Origin of the sequence: Streptomyces lacrimifluminis (genome assembly GCF_014646095.1) — a bacterium.
Classification (GTDB): Bacteria; Actinomycetota; Actinomycetes; order Streptomycetales; family Streptomycetaceae; genus Streptomyces; species Streptomyces lacrimifluminis.
The window spans coordinates 57,824-74,126 of record NZ_BMMU01000024.1 but is presented as its reverse complement, the minus strand read 5'-3'; the positions used below and the strand labels follow the sequence as shown (position 1 = coordinate 74,126).

The 16,303-nt window shown below is 70.2% G+C and carries 14 protein-coding genes; 4 read left to right on the top strand and 10 right to left on the bottom strand.

All coding sequences use genetic code 11. From position 1 onward, the window contains the following. Positions 1-16: 16 nt before the first annotated feature. From folE to dacB, 6 genes are all read right to left on the bottom strand, one after another. Complete coding sequence (folE, locus tag IEY89_RS29405; RefSeq protein WP_189150545.1) at positions 17-622, bottom strand: GTP cyclohydrolase I FolE; 606 nt, start codon at positions 620-622, stop codon at positions 17-19. A 150-nt stretch (positions 623-772) separates the two neighbouring features. After that, positions 773-2,809: an ATP-dependent zinc metalloprotease FtsH gene (ftsH, locus tag IEY89_RS29400; RefSeq protein WP_189150544.1), complete on the bottom strand. Its 2,037-nt coding sequence runs from the start codon at positions 2,807-2,809 to the stop codon at positions 773-775. A 213-nt stretch (positions 2,810-3,022) separates the two neighbouring features. After that, positions 3,023-3,583 carry a hypoxanthine phosphoribosyltransferase gene (gene hpt, locus IEY89_RS29395; RefSeq protein ID WP_044471976.1) on the bottom strand — a complete coding sequence of 187 codons (561 nt, stop codon included), beginning with the start codon at positions 3,581-3,583 and terminating at the stop codon, positions 3,023-3,025. 70 nt (positions 3,584-3,653) lie between these two features. Then, positions 3,654-4,697, bottom strand: coding sequence for a tRNA lysidine(34) synthetase TilS (tilS, locus tag IEY89_RS29390; RefSeq protein WP_189150543.1), 1,044 nt, complete (start codon positions 4,695-4,697; stop codon positions 3,654-3,656). Between the two features lie 190 nt (positions 4,698-4,887). Beyond that, the gene (locus tag IEY89_RS29385; RefSeq protein WP_189150542.1) at positions 4,888-6,021 is read right to left on the bottom strand and encodes an Rv3626c family coenzyme F420 biosynthesis-associated protein; all 1,134 of its coding nucleotides are present in this window, start codon (positions 6,019-6,021) and stop codon (positions 4,888-4,890) included. Positions 6,022-6,328: 307 nt separating this feature from the next. Further along, on the bottom strand, positions 6,329-8,095 hold the full coding sequence (gene dacB, locus IEY89_RS29380; RefSeq protein ID WP_189150541.1) for a D-alanyl-D-alanine carboxypeptidase/D-alanyl-D-alanine endopeptidase: 1,767 nt from the start codon (positions 8,093-8,095) through the stop codon (positions 6,329-6,331). A 79-nt stretch (positions 8,096-8,174) separates the two neighbouring features. On the opposite strand from dacB, the gene IEY89_RS29375 reads away from it, so the two are divergent. Both IEY89_RS29375 and IEY89_RS29370 read left to right on the top strand, forming a co-directional pair. After that, a complete protein-coding gene (locus IEY89_RS29375) occupies positions 8,175-8,666 on the top strand; it encodes an inorganic diphosphatase (RefSeq protein WP_189150540.1) in 492 nt (163 codons plus the stop codon). Between the two features lie 117 nt (positions 8,667-8,783). After that, positions 8,784-10,490, top strand: a complete 1,707-nt coding sequence (locus tag IEY89_RS29370; RefSeq protein ID WP_189150539.1) for a threonine/serine exporter family protein — start codon at positions 8,784-8,786, stop codon at positions 10,488-10,490. Positions 10,491-10,635: 145 nt separating this feature from the next. Here IEY89_RS29370 and IEY89_RS29365 read toward each other — a convergent pair whose 3' ends face one another. Then, a complete protein-coding gene (locus IEY89_RS29365) occupies positions 10,636-11,550 on the bottom strand; it encodes a DedA family protein (RefSeq protein WP_189150538.1) in 915 nt (304 codons plus the stop codon). Between the two features lie 136 nt (positions 11,551-11,686). Between IEY89_RS29365 and IEY89_RS29360 the strand changes: the two genes are divergently transcribed. Then, positions 11,687-12,052, top strand: a complete 366-nt coding sequence (locus IEY89_RS29360; RefSeq protein ID WP_189150537.1) for a YbjQ family protein — start codon at positions 11,687-11,689, stop codon at positions 12,050-12,052. A 15-nt stretch (positions 12,053-12,067) separates the two neighbouring features. Here IEY89_RS29360 and IEY89_RS29355 read toward each other — a convergent pair whose 3' ends face one another. Continuing rightward, positions 12,068-12,829: a MerR family transcriptional regulator gene (locus IEY89_RS29355; RefSeq protein WP_189150536.1), complete on the bottom strand. Its 762-nt coding sequence runs from the start codon at positions 12,827-12,829 to the stop codon at positions 12,068-12,070. An 88-nt stretch (positions 12,830-12,917) separates the two neighbouring features. Here IEY89_RS29355 and gad point away from each other — a divergent pair, with 88 nt between their 5' ends. Beyond that, positions 12,918-14,345: a glutamate decarboxylase gene (gene gad, locus IEY89_RS29350; RefSeq protein WP_189150535.1), complete on the top strand. Its 1,428-nt coding sequence runs from the start codon at positions 12,918-12,920 to the stop codon at positions 14,343-14,345. 159 nt (positions 14,346-14,504) lie between these two features. On the opposite strand, the gene IEY89_RS29345 is transcribed toward gad, so the two are convergent. Both IEY89_RS29345 and IEY89_RS29340 read right to left on the bottom strand, forming a co-directional pair. After that, positions 14,505-15,233, bottom strand: a complete 729-nt coding sequence (locus IEY89_RS29345; protein WP_189150602.1) for an ABC transporter permease — start codon at positions 15,231-15,233, stop codon at positions 14,505-14,507. Between the two features lie 65 nt (positions 15,234-15,298). Then, positions 15,299-16,255, bottom strand: coding sequence for an ATP-binding cassette domain-containing protein (locus tag IEY89_RS29340; protein WP_189150534.1), 957 nt, complete (start codon positions 16,253-16,255; stop codon positions 15,299-15,301). Positions 16,256-16,303: the final 48 nt, after the last annotated feature.

Below are 16,303 nucleotides of genomic sequence, written 5' to 3'. Positions count from 1 at the left end.
GATCAGCGATCAGCGATCAGCGAGCCATGATCAGGCTCATCGCTTCGTTCCGGGTGGCCGAATCCCGCATCTGGCCACGCACCGCCGACGTGATGGTCTTCGCACCCGGCTTCCGGACCCCTCGCATCGACATGCACATGTGCTCGCACTCCACGACGACGATCACCCCGCGCGGCTCCAGGATCTTCATGAGCGAGTCGGCGACCTGCGTGGTGAGTCGTTCCTGCACCTGCGGCCGGCGGGCATAGACGTCCACGAGCCGGGCCAGCTTCGACAACCCGGTGATCTTGCCGTCGACGGACGGGATGTAGCCGACGTGGGCGACCCCGACGAACGGCACCAGATGATGCTCACAGCTGCTCAGGACCTCGATGTCCTTCACCAGCACCATCTCGTCGTGCCCCAGGTCGAACGTCGTCGTCAGCACGTCCTCGGGCTTCTGCCACAACCCCGCGAATATCTCGCGGTACGCCCGCGCCACCCGCCCCGGCGTCTCCTTCAGACCCTCGCGGTCCGGGTCCTCGCCGACCGCGATCAGCAGCTCACGTACGGCGTTCTCCGCCCGCTTCTCGTCGAAGTCGCCGATCGTGCCCTCGCCGTCCAGCGTCACGGGGTCGGTCATCTGGGTGCCTCGTTCCTGTCCCTGTCACGCGTGTGGACCACGCGGCGCACGTGCGGACATACCGAAATGCCGCGCCCCCCAGGCTAGATCCTGGGGGGCGCGGCATCCATTCCGGGCCCGCTGAGCGGGAGGAGGCGGGAGAGCCGGGGGTCAGCTCTCGGTGCGGTCCTCCGGCACCGGCTCCGTCGCGGGGACGGACTCGGTGGCTCCGGCCTTGGCGGTGATCGCCGGCGCCGAGCCGTTGGTCCCGTTCGTCAGCGACAGCTCCTTGGGGGAGAGCACCGGCGGGCGGGTGGACGGCGTACGGCGGGAGGAGCCGGTCCACGCGGGGCGGGCCGGGCGCTTGATGATGGGAGCGAAGACCTCGGCGATCTGCTCCTTGCTCAGCGTCTCCTTCTCCAGCAGCTCAAGCACCAGGGCGTCGAGGACGTCGCGGTTCTCGACCAGGATCTCCCAGGCCTCGTTGTGCGCGTTCTCGATGAGCTTCTTGACCTCTTCGTCGACGAGCGCGGCTACCTCTTCCGAGTAGTCGCGCGGATGCGACATCTCCCGGCCCAGGAAGGGCTCGGTGTTGTCGCCGCCGAACTTGATCGCGCCGAGGCGCTCGGTCATGCCGTACTGCGTGACCATCGCGCGGGCCGTCGCCGTGGCCTTCTCGATGTCGTTCGCGGCACCCGTCGTCGGGTCGTGGAAGACCAGTTCCTCCGCCGCCCGGCCGCCCAGCATGTAGGCCAGCTGGTCGAGCATCTCGTTGCGGGTGGTGGAGTACTTGTCCTCGTCCGGGAGCACCATCGTGTAACCGAGGGCCCGGCCGCGGGACAGGATCGTGATCTTGTGGACCGGGTCGGAGTTCGGGGAGGCCGCCGCGACCAGGGCGTGGCCGCCCTCGTGGTACGCGGTGATCTTCTTTTCCTTCTCCGACATGATCCGGGTCCGCTTCTGCGGGCCCGCCACGACGCGGTCGATGGCCTCGTCGAGCGACGCGTTGTCGATCAGCTTCTTGTCGCTGCGGGCGGTGAGCAGCGCGGCCTCGTTGAGGACGTTGCTCAGGTCCGCACCGGTGAAGCCCGGTGTGCGACGGGCGACCGCCGACAGATCGACGTCCGGAGCGACCGGCTTGCCCTTCTGGTGAACCTTGAGGATCTCCAGACGGCCCAGCATGTCCGGGCGGTCGACCGCGATCTGGCGGTCGAAACGGCCGGGACGCAGCAGCGCCGGGTCGAGGATGTCGGGACGGTTCGTGGCGGCGATGAGAATCACACCGCCCTTGACGTCGAAGCCGTCCATCTCCACGAGGAGCTGGTTGAGCGTCTGCTCGCGCTCGTCGTGACCGCCGCCGAGGCCGGCGCCGCGATGACGGCCGACCGCGTCGATCTCGTCGACGAAGACGATCGCCGGGGCGTTCGCCTTGGCCTGCTCGAAGAGGTCACGGACCCGGGAGGCACCGACACCGACGAACATCTCGACGAAGTCGGAACCCGAGATCGAGTAGAACGGAACGCCCGCCTCGCCCGCGACAGCACGTGCGAGCAGCGTCTTACCCGTACCGGGAGGCCCGTAGAGGAGCACACCCTTGGGGATCTTGGCGCCGACGGCCTGGAACTTGGCCGGCTCCTGGAGGAACTCCTTGATCTCGTGGAGTTCCTCGACGGCCTCGTCCGAGCCCGCCACGTCCGCGAACGTCGTCTTCGGGGTGTCCTTGGTGATGAGCTTGGCCTTGGACTTCCCGAACTGCATGACGCGGGAGCCGCCACCCTGCATCTGGTTCATCAGGAACAGGAACACGACGACGATGAGAACGAAGGGGAGCAGCGACAGCAGAATGCTGACGAAAGCGTTCTGCTTGGTCGGGGAGACCGTGTAGCCGTCCGGAATCTGCTTGTTCTGGTACTTGTCCTGGAGAGTGTTCGCCAGGTTGACGCCCTGATCGCCGATGTAGCTCGCCTGGATCTTCGAGCTGCCCTCGATCTTCTGGCCGTCCTTGAGCTGGGCCTTGACGACCTGCTCATCACCGGTGGTGATCTTGACCTGCTCGACCTTGTTGTCGTTGATCGCCTGGACGACCTGGCCTGTGTCCACCGTCTTGTAGCCGCCGGACGAGCCGACGACCTGCATCAACACGACCACGGCAAGGACGGCCAGCACGATCCACATGACCGGCCCACGGAAGTATCGCTTCACGTCCATCCATACGGAGCGGTGCCGCCCCGTCCCTCCTGCCATAGTGAGTTTGACAAAGACTGTTCTCAAGACTGCTCTTCGGACGGTACCCCAGCATTGTCACCCGAAGGCGCACGGGCGGGCTGGCAATACCGTCCACGCATGCTCCAACGGCGGGAAGGCCGCCGGGGTTCCCGGACGTCCCACAGGACTCGCCCTTTGGCTCAGCGGCCTCGGGACTCAGCCGCCGTAGACGTGGGGCGCGAGCGTACCGACGAACGGGAGGTTGCGGTACTTCTCCGCGTAGTCGAGGCCGTAGCCGATCACGAACTCGTTCGGGATGTCGAAGCCGACCCACTCCACGTCGATGGCGACCTTCGCGGCCTCCGGCTTGCGCAGCAGGGTGCAGATCTTCAGCGACTCGGGCTCGCGGGAGCCGAGGTTGGAGATCAGCCAGGAGAGGGTCAGCCCGGAGTCGATGATGTCCTCGACGATGAGGACGTGCTTGCCCTTGATGTCGGTGTCGAGGTCCTTGAGGATCCGCACCACACCGGAGGACTGGGTGCCCGCGCCGTACGACGACACGGCCATCCAGTCCATGGTGAGGGGGGTGGACAGCGCCCGGGCCAGGTCGGCCATGACCATCACCGCGCCCTTGAGGACACCGACGATCAGCAGGTCCTTGCCCGCGTACTCCGCGTCGATCTTCGCGGCCAGCTCGACCAGCTTCGCGTCGATCTCTTCCTTGGTGATGAGTACCGACTTGAGGTCGGCACCCATGTCTTTCGCGTCCACCCGCATCACTTTCGGTCGCCCGTCGCCATTCGCCCGGCTCGCCGACCCCTGCCCCGCCCCGAAGAGGGGGTGAGATTCAGCCTTGCCGAATCACCAGTCTGCCACCCTGCCGCTGGGCGACGACCCGGCCGGGGAGATTGATGGCTCCCTGACCTCGCCAGCCGGTGATCAGCCGGTCGACTTCCTCGATGTGGCGGGCGAACAGCGAACCGGCCGGAGCGCCCGCCTCGATGGCGGCACTGCGCAGGATCCGGCGGCGTACGGCGGGCGGCAGGGCGTACAGCTTGGCGCACTCCAGGAGGCCCGCCGTGTCCCGTACGGAGGCCTCGGCCTGGCGGGCCCAGGTGTCGAGGGCGTCGGCGTCGTCACGGGAGAGCTGGGCCGTGCGGGCGAGGGCCTCGACGACGCCCTTGCCGAGGGCCTTCTCCAGGGCGGGCAGTCCCTCGTGGCGCAGCCGGGACCGGGTGTAGGCGGGGTCGGCGTTGTGCGGGTCGTCCCAGACCGGGAGGGACTGGACCATGCACGCCTTGCGGGCGGTCTGCCGGTCGAGCTGGAGGAAGGGCCTGCGGTAACGGTCGGGGGCCCCCGGCCGCCCGGAGACGGCCGCCATCCCGGACAGGGAGCGGATGCCGGAGCCGCGGGCGAGGCCCAGCAGCACGGTCTCGGCCTGGTCGTCGCGGGTGTGGCCGAGGAGGACCGCGGTGGCGCCGTGACGCTCCGCAGCGGCGTCCAGGGCGCCGTAGCGGGCATCGCGGGCGGCGGCCTCGGGGCCGCCCTCACGGCCGACGGCGACGGCGATCGACTCGACCGGGGCGAGGCCGAGTTCGGTCAGGCGCAGGACGACCTCGTCGGCGCGGAGGTCGGAGCCGGGCTGCAGACCGTGGTCGACGGTGACGCCGCCGGCGCGCAGACCGAGTTTGGGCGCTTCGAACGCGAGAGCGGAGGCGAGCGCCATGGAGTCGGCGCCGCCGGAGCACGCCACGAGGACGAGTGGGGCGGACTCATTGGGGATGTTGGGGCCGGGGAGGATGCTGTCGGGCGGGGTGTGCGCGGTCAGGATGTCGTGGAGAGCGCGGCGAACCGCCAGGCGTATCGCCGCGACCGCAGGATGGGGACCCATGTCCGGTTCCCTTCATGAAGTTTTCGGGGGGTGAGCCGACTTCGGTCACTCAGAGTGTGTAGATGGTGACAGAAACGGGGCGTTCCCCGAGCATTGCACGCCTACCCATGCTCCACGGTCCCTCGGACGGGTGATTGAAGGGGCGTTCACCTGCCGTCGGCCGGATTCGTTCACCAGGTACTCCGAGGGCTTACTGGTCCGCCTTGCGGTGCACCCGCGCGACCCAGTCCGCCGGTTTGGCGATCTCCGCCTTAGTAGGAAGGGTGTTCGGGGAGGTCCATACGCGGTTGAAGCCGTCCATGCCGACCTGGTCGACGACGGCCCGGACGAACCGTTCGCCGTCACGGTACTGCCTGAGTTTGGCGTCCAGACCGAGCAGCTTGCGCAGGGCGAGGTCCAGCCGTGAGGCGCCCTTGGCCCGTCGTTGCTGGAACTTCTCCCGGATCTCGGCGACGGAGGGCACCACCGCGGGGCCCACCCCGTCCATCACGAAGTCGGCGTGCCCCTCCAGGAGGGACATGACAGCGGTGAGCCGGCCGAGGATCTCCCGCTGGGCCGGCGTCTGCACCAGCTCCACCAGGGAACGCCCGCCGTCGTCCTCCTCGCCCTCCGGCCTGCCGCCCGCGAGGGACTGCGCGGCCTCCCGGATGCGCTCCAGGAACGTCATGGGGTCGACTTCCGTCTCCCCCAAGAACGACTGGATTTCGCCCTCCAGGTGGTCGCGCAGCCAGGGCACGCCCGTGAACTGGGTGCGGTGCGTCTCCTCGTGCAGACACACCCAGAGCCTGAAGTCGTGGGGCTGTACGTCGAGTTCGCGCTCCACATGGACGATGTTCGGCGCGACGAGGAGCAGCCTGCCGCCGCCGTTCGCGCCCGCCGGGAGTTCGCGGGTGGCCGGGGCGAAGGTCTCGTACTGGCCGAGGACACGGGACGACAGGAACGACAGCAGCATGCCCAGTTCGACACCGGTGACCTTGCCGCCTACCGCGCCGAAAACGGCCCCGCCCGGTGAACTCCCGCGCCGCTCCTGCATCTTGTCCAGCAGGGGCCTGAGCACCTCACGGAACCCGGCGACGTTCGCCCGTACCCAGCCGGGGCGGTCGACGACGAGTACGGGGGTGTCGTGGGCGGCGTCGCCTCCCATCCGGGTGAAGCCCCGGACATGCTCCTCCGACGCCTTCGCGTGCCGGCGCAGTTCCGCGACGATGGCCCGCGCCTCGTCACGGCTCACCTCTGGTCCCGGCCGTACCAGCCGGGTCGCGGTCGCCACCGCGAGATTCCAGTCGACCATCCCAGCAGATGCAGCACCACCGATGCTCGTCATGCGTCAACCGTACGGGAGCGGCTCCGCCTGGGGCAGGGTGGCGAGGTCGGCGAGGGCCGGGCCCTGCTGGATCGGCACCCGGCGTTGCCCGCTGCGCCCACCCTCCCCCAGTCTCGGCTTCGCTCGACCGGGGGGACCCCCATCGCCCTGCGGAACGACTGCCCACAGCGGGGGTGCCGGTGCGGAGTGGCTGTCCACGGCGGCACAGCGGGCAGGGATGCGGGGACCGCGCCCGAAGGGCGCGGGGAACTGCGCGGCCGGCCCCCACCGGCCCCCGGACGAAGCCACCGTCAGCCCACCGGAGCGGTCAGCAACCGCAGGCGGCCAGGGCTGTTGCCATGCGGTCCAGCGCTGTTTGGGCCGCGTCCCTGCTCGCGGTGTTGGCGGTCAGGAACGCGAACGCCAGAAGGCGGCCGTCACGGTCGACGACCGTGCCCGCCAGGGCGTTCACGCCGGTCAGGGTGCCTGTCTTGGCCCGTACGACGCCTGCCGCGCCGTCCGTGTAGCGGGCGCTCAGGGTGCCCGTGAAGCCCGCCACCGGGAGGCCCGTTAGGGCCGCGCGGAGTTCGGGGTGGGACGGGTCGCCGGCCTTGGCCAGGAGGGCCGTGAGGAGGTTCGGGGTGAGTAGGTCGGCGCGGTTCAGGCCGCTGCCGTCCGCGAAACGGGTGCCGGACAAGGGCAGTCCGAGCTTCGCCAGCTGGGCACGGATGGCCCGGGCGCCGCCCGCGAAGTCGGGCCGGACGCCCGTGGCGAGCGCGGTCTGACGGGCGAGGGCCTCCGCGAGGTCGTTGTCGCTGTTGGTCAGCATCCGCTCGACAAGGGCGGAGAGCGGCGGCGACGAGACCTTCGCGAGGGTGGTCGCGCGGCCCGTGGCCTTGGACGGGCCGGGGGAGGTCGCCTTGATGCCGTGCTTCGCCAGCAGGGTCGCGAAGGTGCGGGCCGCGTCCGCCGCCGGCTCGGTGCTGCGGTCGGCCGTTCCACTGGTCGAGTCGTTCATGCGGGCCTCGTCGACCATCAGCGCGGTGACCAGGGCGATGTTGCCGCCGTTGTCGGCCCCGATCGGGTGGAGTTCCGGGCCCGCGTAGAGCGTGGTGTCGTACGACAGCGTCACCTGGCGTACGCCGCGCTCGGTCAGGGCGGCGGCCGTCGAGTCGGCCAGGGTGCGCAGGCTCGCCCAGCCCTCCGGGTCCGTACGGGCCGTCAGGGTGGGGTCGCCGCCGCCGACCAGGACGAGTTCGTCGGTGTCGGGCTCCAGGGCGGCCCGGGTGGTGAGGCGGTGGTCGGCGCCCATCGCGGAGAGCGCGGCGACGGCCGTGGCGATCTTCGTGGTCGAGGCCGGGACGAGCGCCTCGCCCGCCCCCAGGCCGTACAGGCGCTTCCCGGTGGCGACGTCGACGACGGCGGCCGTCCGGCGGGTGCCGAGCGCGGGGTTCTTCAGGAGCGGGTCCAGGACGGCCGCGAGGGTCTTTCCGGCGGGTGCCGCCCGCAGGGTGCCGGTGGCGCTGCCGAGGCCGGTCAGTACGGAGGGGGCGCTCGGCGCGGGTGCGGGCGCCCCGGCCGACGTACCGGAGGTGGCCGAGGTGTCGGACGTACCGGAATTACGACCGTGATCTGTACCACCGGATCGCTCCTGGACGGCGGCCCAGTCCCGCTCGGCCGTACGCTGGCCGGAGGAGTCCCAGGGGCCTGCCGCGGTCACCACGCCGGCGGTCAACGCCAGTCCGGCGGTGGCGGCGCCGGCGGTGTAGTGCCAGGTCCGCAGGGTCTTCGGCGTCGACAGCGAGAAGGTCGTCAGGGGCTTCGGCCTCGGGAGGGCGGCGAGCCTCGGGCCGACAGTCCGTGTGATCCTCACGACCCTGGGTTTCACTGCGGCCGTGGCTCGTCCGGCTCGTTCGAGTTGCGGTCTGACCGTCGCCGTCGCTCGTTCGAGTTGCGGTTTCACGGCTGCCCTTGCCCGTCCGAGCTGGGGTTTCACCGTTGCCGTGGCCCGGGTGAGACGGGGTCGTACGGTGCGCGCGAGCCGCGCCACCCGTGGCCTCGCGGCCCGCCAAGGCCTCAGCTCTGGCACGACCACCAGCCCCTTTCGCGATCACACACCTGCGTGAGGGACACTTAACCACCCGAACTATGTGCTGATCATGGAGGAGCCACCGGTGGAGTTCGACGTCACGATCGAGATTCCGAAGGGTTCACGGAACAAGTACGAGGTGGACCACGAGACCGGTCGGATCCGTCTGGACCGTCGCCTCTTCACCTCGACCAGTTACCCGGCCGACTACGGCTTCGTCGAGAACACCCTCGGCGAGGACGGCGACCCGCTGGACGCGCTGGTCATCCTGGACGAGCCGACGTTCCCCGGCTGCCTCATCCAGTGCCGCGCGATCGGCATGTTCCGGATGACGGACGAGGCCGGCGGCGACGACAAGCTGCTGTGCGTGCCCGCGCACGACCCGCGCGTGGAGCACCTGCGGGACATCCACCACGTGTCGGAGTTCGACCGTCTGGAGATCCAGCACTTCTTCGAGGTCTACAAGGACCTGGAGCCCGGCAAGTCCGTCGAGGGCGCCAACTGGGTGGGCCGCACCGAGGCCGAGGCCGAGATCGAGCGGTCGTACAAGCGCCTCAAGGAGCAGGGCGGCCACTGAGGCCTCTCCGTCCCCGTGACGCTCAGCGGGCCGCACGCGTACGCGTGCGGCCCGTTCGTGTGTCTGTGCGCATACTGAAAGGCGTACTGGAGGGGCGCGCGCAGGGAGCGACACGGAGTGACGGACGAGGACCGCAGGCCGGTATCGCACGAGGCCAGGGGCGTCTACGCGATTCCCCGCGGAGGTTCGGCCTCGCCTGGCGGCGACGGGGAGTCGTCCACCACCTCCGAGTTCGCGCTTCCCCAGGGGATGGCCCCGCCGAAGCCTGCCGTCGGTGAGGCCGAGACGACCTCCGAGTTCGCGCTGCCGGACGGTCTCGACGTTCCGCAGCCGCCCGTCGGCGATGCCGGTGGACCGGCCTCGGCCTTCAGCACCCCGCGTACGTATCGGGCTCCCGCGTTCACGCCTCCCCTGGGTATCCCTGTGGTGACTCTCACCACAGACGTGCCCTGGCAGGACCGGATGCGCACGATGCTGCGGATGCCGGTGGCCGAGCGGCCCGCGCCGGAACGGCTGCAGAAGGCGGCCGAGGAGGACGGGCCTGCCGTCCCGCGCGTGCTCGACCTGACGCTGCGCATCGGCGAACTGCTGCTCGCGGGCGGCGAGGGTGCCGAGGACGTGGAGGCGGCCATGTTCGCCGTCTGCCGGTCGTACGGCCTCGACCGCTGCGAGCCGAACGTCACCTTCACCCTCCTGTCGATCTCGTACCAGCCCTCGCTCGTCGAGGATCCGGTGACGGCGTCACGGACGGTCCGGCGCCGGGGCACCGACTACACGCGCCTGGCGGCCGTCTACCGGCTTGTGGACGACCTGAGCGACTCGGAGACCGCCACGTCTCTGGAAGAGGCTTACAGGCGCCTTGCGGAGATCCGGCGCAACCGGCACCCGTATCCCGGCTGGGGGCTCACCGTGGCCGCCGGGCTGCTCGCGGGTGCCGCCTCCGTGCTCGTCGGCGGTGACCTGGTCGTGTTCGTGGCGGCGGCGCTCGGCGCGATGCTGGGCGACCGGCTGGCGTGGCTGTGCGCGGGGCGCGGGCTGCCGGAGTTCTACCAGTTCACGGTGGCCGCGATGCCACCGGCCGCGATCGGGGTCGCGCTGACGGCCGCGCACGTGGATGTGAAGGCGTCCGCCGTGGTCACCGGTGGGCTGTTCGCGCTGCTGCCCGGGCGGGCGCTGGTGGCCGGGGTGCAGGACGGGCTGACCGGGTTCTACATCACCGCGTCCGCGCGCCTGCTGGAGGTCATGTACTTCTTCGTGGGCATCGTCGTCGGGGTGCTGCTGATCCTGTACTTCGGCGTGAAGCTGGGCGCCGAGCTCAATCCGGACGCGGCGCTGGGGAGCGTGGAGCGGCCGCTGTGGCAGATCGGCGCGTCCATGCTGCTGTCGCTGACCTTCGCGGTCCTGCTCCAGCAAGAACGTTCCACCGTGCTCGTCGTGACGCTCAACGGCGGTGTGGCGTGGAGCGTGTACGGCGCGATGCACTACACCGGCGGCTTCTCACCGGTGGCGTCGACGGCCGTCGCGGCGGGGCTGGTCGGGCTGTTCGGCCAGTTGCTGTCGCGGTACCGGTACGCGTCGGCCCTGCCGTACACGACGGCGGCGATCGGGCCCCTGCTGCCGGGGTCGGCGACGTATTTCGGGCTGTTGTCGATCGCGCAGAACGACATGGACGCGGGGTTGGTCTCACTGTCCCAGGCGGCGGCGCTGGCTATGGCCATCGCCATCGGGGTGAATCTGGGGTCGGAGATCTCGCGGTTGTTCCTGAGGGTGCCGAGCGGCTCCGCCGGGGGCAGGCGGGCCGCCAAGCGGACGCGAGGGTTCTAGTTCCGGGTACGTTCGCTTGGCATTGGGCGCCTGGGAACTCGGGGGGCTGTGTGGGGCGGGTGCGGGTGCGTGGAGGCTTGTCGCGCCCACGCGGCGGGGCCGCACATGTCACAGCCCCGCGCCCCTGGGTGGGTGGCCCCAGCCGTCAGTTCTGGGGGTAGCCGTTGTTCTGGTTGCCGTACGGGTACTGCTGCTGGTCCTGCTGGTAGCCCTGGGGGTACTGCTGGGCGTAGGGCTGCTGGTCGTAGTACTGGTTCTGGTCGTAGTACTGGTTCTGGTCGTAGCCCTGGTTCTGGCCGCCGTACTGCTGCGGGTACTCGTCCTGCTGCTGGGCCGGGGGGACGCGGCGGAGCTGGGTCGTCGCGTCGTCCATGGGGGCCGGCGGGTACTGCTGCTGGGCCGGGGGCTCGGGTCGCTGGGGCTGCTGGGGCGGGTTCTTCTTGGCCTTGCTGCGGGCTCGGGCGAACTCGATGACGATAGGGAGGACCGAGACGAGGACGATCAGCAGCAGGATCGGTTCGATGTTCTTCTTGACGAAGTCGATGTTGCCGAGCCAGGAGCCGAGCAGGGTGACGCCCGCGCCCCAGAGGATGCCGCCGAGGACGTTGAAGACGAGGAACGAGCGGTACTTCATGCCGCTGACGCCGGCGATGATCGGCGTGAAGGTGCGCACGATGGGCACGAAGCGGGCCAGGACCAGGGACTTCGGGCCGTACTTCTCGAAGAACTCGTGGGCCTTGGTGACGTTCTCCTGCTTGAAGAGGCGGGAGTCCGGCCGGTTGAAGAGCGACGGGCCGACCTTCTTGCCGAACATGTAGCCCGCCTGGTCGCCGAGGATCGCGGCGACGCAGATGAGGACGACCGCTCCCCACAGGGGGAAGTCCAGCGTGCCCGCGGTGATCAGCAGGCCCGCCGTGAACAGCAGTGAGTCACCGGGCAGGAAGAAGCCGATGAGCAGACCGGACTCGGCGAACACGATCAGGAGCAGACCCCAGATGCCGAACTGGTCCAACAGGTAGTCCGGATCCAGCCAGCTCGGTCCGAGGGCAAGCGTCGTCACTGTTCCGGGCTCCTGAGGCTTGGCAGAGGTGAGGGGGCCAAAGCTATCAACGCAAGGGAGCCCCTCCAGGTTCCCTCAGCCTCCATGCGCCACTTCGGGGTGCGCTCTGCGGCAACTGGGGCCACCCTGTGAGGTTATGGGCATCGAAGAGTACGGCGGCGGCCAGGGACCTCAGTCCGACGTCCTCGTCGTGACGACGAACGACATCCCCGGCCACCGGGTCGAGCAGGTCATCGGTGAGGTCTTCGGACTGACCGTACGGTCGCGACACATCGGCAGCCAGATCGGGGCCGGGCTGAAGTCGATGATCGGCGGCGAGTTGAAGGGCCTGACGAAGACGCTGGTCGAGACGCGCAATCAGGCGATGGACCGTCTGGTCGAGCAGGCACGCGCGCGTGGCGCCAACGGTGTGCTGGCGTTCCGCTTCGACGTGACGGACGCGCAGGACGTGGGCACGGAGGTGTGCGCGTACGGGACCGCGGTGGTCCTGGCCCGGGAGTGACCCCGGGCCAGGGGGTTATGAACCGTGCCGGGCCGCGTTCGCCGTGATCGCCTCCCGGAGGTGTTCGGCGAGGCCCGGTCGCATGGAGTCGTAGAACTCCTTGAAGCGCTCGTCGGAGACGTACATGTCGGCGAGGCCGAGCTGGGCCTCGTACGTGCATTCGTAGAACCAGGTACTGATGTGCCGCCGGTGTTCCTCGGCCATGGCCATGGCCGCTTCGCCGGACGGGGGCTCGCCTGCGGCCATCAGGGCGTCGTAGCGCTCGCCCCAGGAGGCCACCTCGGCCTGCATGCGCTGCCAGTCGTCCTTCGTGTACGTGGCCGCGCGGCGCTGCGACTCCGCGTACGCCTCCGTGCCGCCCCAGCGGCGCTCGGCCTCCTCCGCGTGCGCCTCCGGGTCCTTGTCTCCGAAGACCTCGAACTTCTCCTCGGGGGTGAGGTTGATGCCCATTCTGCGTGCCTCCATGGCGTGCTCCACGGCCGCCGCCATCTGCTGGAGCCGTTCGATCCGGGCGGTCAGCAGCTCGTGCTGCCGGCGCAACTGCGCGCGCGGGTCCGCCTTCGGGTCGTCCAGCAGGACGGCGACCTCTTCGAGCGGGAAACCGAGCTCCCGGTAGAACAGGATCTGCTGCAGCCGGTCGAGGTCGGCGTCGTCGTAGCGCCGGTGGCCCGCGTGGCTGCGTCCGCCCGGCACGAGAAGGCCGATCTCGTCGTAGTGGTGCAGGGTGCGCACCGTCACACCGGCGAAGCCGGCGACCTGTCCCACGGAGTAGCTCACTTCCGCTCCCTTCTCGGTACGAGCTTCACACTGCTTCCTCACGCGGCGTGAGGTGCAAGCCCCGCGACCCGGACCTACCGTCGTACCCATGCCACTGCACCGCGGAGACAGCGAAACACCCGACGACAAGGGCGACGGGCGCAGGCTCGCCGTCAACCCCTTCTACGGGGAGGCCAACCCGGTCGGCGGTATGACCGAGGCCCCGCCCACGCACCGGCTGGCGGACTCCCCGCTGCCGCCGTCGACGGCGTACCAGCTCGTGCACGACGAACTGATGCTCGACGGCAACTCCCGGCTCAACCTGGCCACCTTCGTCACCACCTGGATGGAGCCGCAGGCCGGCGTCCTGATGGGCGAGTGCCGGGACAAGAACATGATCGACAAGGACGAGTACCCGCGCACCGCCGAGCTGGAACGGCGCTGCGTGGCGATGCTCGCCGACCTGTGGAACGCGCCCGACCCGGCCGCCGCCGTGGGCTGTTCGACCACCGGTTCGAGCGAGGCGTGCATGCTCGCCGGGATGGCGCTGAAGCGGCGGTGGGCGGCGCGCAACGCCGACCGGTATCCGGGGCGGGACGTCCGGCCGAACCTCGTCATGGGCGTCAACGTGCAGGTCTGCTGGGACAAGTTCTGCAACTTCTGGGAGGTGGAGGCGCGCCAGGTGCCCATGGAGGGCGACCGGTTCCATCTCGATCCGCAGGCGGCGGCCGAGCTGTGCGACGAGAACACCATCGGGGTCGTCGGGATCCTCGGGTCCACCTTCGACGGGTCCTACGAGCCGGTCGCCGAGCTGTGCGCGGCCCTGGACGCGCTCCAGGAGCGGACCGGGCTCGACATCCCGGTGCACGTCGACGGGGCCTCCGGCGCCATGGTGGCGCCCTTCCTGGACGAGGACCTGGTGTGGGACTTCCGGCTGCCTCGCGTGGCCTCCATCAACACCTCGGGGCACAAGTACGGGCTGGTCTACCCGGGCGTCGGCTGGGCACTGTGGCGGGACAAGGAGGCGCTCCCCGAGGAGCTCGTCTTCCACGTCAACTACCTGGGCGGCGACATGCCGACGTTCGCGCTCAACTTCTCGCGCCCCGGTGCCCAGGTGGTGGCGCAGTACTACACGTTCCTGCGGCTGGGCCGCGAGGGCTACCGGGCCGTGCAGCGGTCCACGCGGGACGTGGCACGCTCCCTCGCCGGGCGGATCGAGGAGCTGGGCGACTTCCGGCTCCTCACCCGGGGTGACGAGCTGCCCGTGTTCGCCTTCACCACCGGGGCGGACGTGACCGCGTACGACGTCTTCGACGTCTCGCGGCGGCTGCGGGAGCGCGGCTGGCTGGTGCCCGCGTACACCTTCCCGGAGAACCGGCAGGACCTGTCCGTACTGCGGGTCGTGTGCCGCAACGGCTTCTCCGCGGACCTCGCCGAGCTGTTCCTGGAGGACCTGGAGCGGCTGCTGCCCGAACTGCGCCGGCAGCCGCGCCCCTCGACGCACGACAGGGACGCGGCCACCGGTTTCCATCACTGAGCGCGGCCCATGGGCACCGGCCGGACCGACCCTGGTGAAGTCGGGTGCGCGACCGCGCCCCTTTCGGGGCGCGGGGCTGTGACATCTGCGGCTCCGCCGCGTGGGCGCGACCAGGTCCCACCGGCCCGCAGGTGCATCACCGCGCATCCAGCGGAACGCTCAGCGGCTCAGGCGGCCGAACCTCCGTACCGCCAGCGGGAAGAAGACCGCCAGCAGGGCCAGCGGCCAGGCGACGGCCGCCCAGAGGTGGCCCGGTTCGCCGCCGGGGTTGCCGAACAGATCGCGTACCGCGGTGGCCGTCTGGGACATCGGGTTCCACTGGACGGCCGTGCCCAGCCAGCCCGGCATGGACTCGGGGACGGCGAAGGCGTTGGACAGGAAGCCGACCGGCCAGACCAGGATCTGGACCGCCTGCACCAGCTCCGGTTTTCCGGCCACCATGGCCAGGTGGATGCCGATCCACAGCATGGCGAACCGGAAGAGCAGGAGCAGGCCCACGGCCCCCAGGAGGGCCTCCACGCCCCCGTGGGCGCGCCAGCCGATCGCGTACCCCACCGCGAGCATCACGGCGAGTCCCAGCGCCGACTGGAGCATGTCTGCGGCCGAACGGCCCACCAGCACCGCACCGTTGGCCATGGGCATCGAGCGGAAGCGGTCGATGACGCCCTTGTTGAGATCCTGGGTGACGGCGAGCATCGTGCCCTCCAGGCCGAAGGCCATGGTGAGGACGAGCATGCCGGGGACCAGGAAGTCGACGTAGTCGCCCGCGACGCCCCGGCCGCCGCCGACCAGATAGCCGAACATCAGCAGCAGCATCACCGGGAAGACCAGCCCGACCAGCACCTGGACCGGCTGCCGTGCCCAGTGGGCGAGTTCGCGACGGGTCATGGTCCAGCAGTCGGCCAACGCGCGCGTGCCCGGCCCACCGGTCGCCCTGTACGTCTCGTACGTCGTCACACGGCCTCCTTGGCCCGCTCGTCGCCCCCGGTGAGGTCCAGGAACACCTCGTCCAGCGTCGGGCGCCGCAGGGCGATGTCCTCGGCCTCGATCCCGGCCGCCTCCAGGGCCCTTACGACCCCGGAGAGTGCCGCCATGCGGTCGGTGACCTGGGCACTCAGGAGCCGCCGGTCGGGGTCCACCGAGACGCCCTCGGCGGGGACGGGCAACAGGGCGACGGCAGCGCCCAGTTGGCCCGCGTCGCGCAGGACGACGTCGATGCGGTCGCCGCCCGTGGCGGCCTTCAGCTCGTCCGGTGTGCCGTCGGCGACGACCCGGCCCCGGTCGACGACCGAGACACGGTCGGCGAGCTGGTCGGCCTCCTCCAGGTACTGGGTGGTGAGCAGGACCGTCGTACCGCCGCCGACGAGGGAGCGGACCGCGGTCCACACCTCCGTCCGGCCGCGCGGGTCGAGGCCGGTCGTCGGTTCGTCGAGGAACAGCACCTCCGGGTCGGTGACGAGGGAGGCGGCGAGGTCGAGGCGGCGGCGCATTCCGCCGCTGTAGTGCCTGGCCGCCTTGCGGCCGGTGTCCGCGAGCCCGAAGCGGTCGAGGAGCTCGTCGGCCCGCACGCGCGCGTGGCGGGCGCCCAGGTGGTGGAGGCGGCCGAACATCTCCAGGTTCTGCCGGCCGCTCAGCTCCTCGTCGAGCGCCGCGTGCTGGCCGAGCAGGCCGATGCGGAGGCGGACCTCCCGGGCCTCGGTCAGCACGTCGTGGCCGGCCACCTCGACCCGGCCGCCGTCGGGCCTGAGGAGCGTGGACAGGATGCGGACCAGGGTCGTCTTGCCCGCGCCGTTCGGCCCGAGCACCCCGTGCACCGTGCCGCGGGCGACCAGGAGATCGAGGCCGGACAGTGCCAGGGTGTCGCCGTACTTCTTGTGTGCGCCTTCGACGGTGATCGCCGCATCGGCCACAGAGCCCTCCTTATCGATCCAACTTACTAGTCAAACTTGAGCACCTGC

What these genes read in the sequence shown, in the direction of transcription:
- hpt (WP_044471976.1), bottom strand. Translation starts at nt 3,583, where the DNA reads ATGCGGGTGGACGCGAAAGACATGGGTGCCGACCTCAAGTCGGTACTC.
- ftsH (WP_189150544.1), bottom strand. Translation starts at nt 2,809, where the DNA reads ATGGACGTGAAGCGATACTTCCGTGGGCCGGTCATGTGGATCGTGCTG.
- gad (WP_189150535.1), top strand. Translation starts at nt 12,918, where the DNA reads ATGCCACTGCACCGCGGAGACAGCGAAACACCCGACGACAAGGGCGAC.
- IEY89_RS29345 (WP_189150602.1), bottom strand. Translation starts at nt 15,233, where the DNA reads ATGACCCGTCGCGAACTCGCCCACTGGGCACGGCAGCCGGTCCAGGTG.
- folE (WP_189150545.1), bottom strand. Translation starts at nt 622, where the DNA reads ATGACCGACCCCGTGACGCTGGACGGCGAGGGCACGATCGGCGACTTC.
- IEY89_RS29360 (WP_189150537.1), top strand. Translation starts at nt 11,687, where the DNA reads ATGGGCATCGAAGAGTACGGCGGCGGCCAGGGACCTCAGTCCGACGTC.
- IEY89_RS29385 (WP_189150542.1), bottom strand. Translation starts at nt 6,021, where the DNA reads ATGACGAGCATCGGTGGTGCTGCATCTGCTGGGATGGTCGACTGGAAT.
- tilS (WP_189150543.1), bottom strand. Translation starts at nt 4,697, where the DNA reads ATGGGTCCCCATCCTGCGGTCGCGGCGATACGCCTGGCGGTTCGCCGC.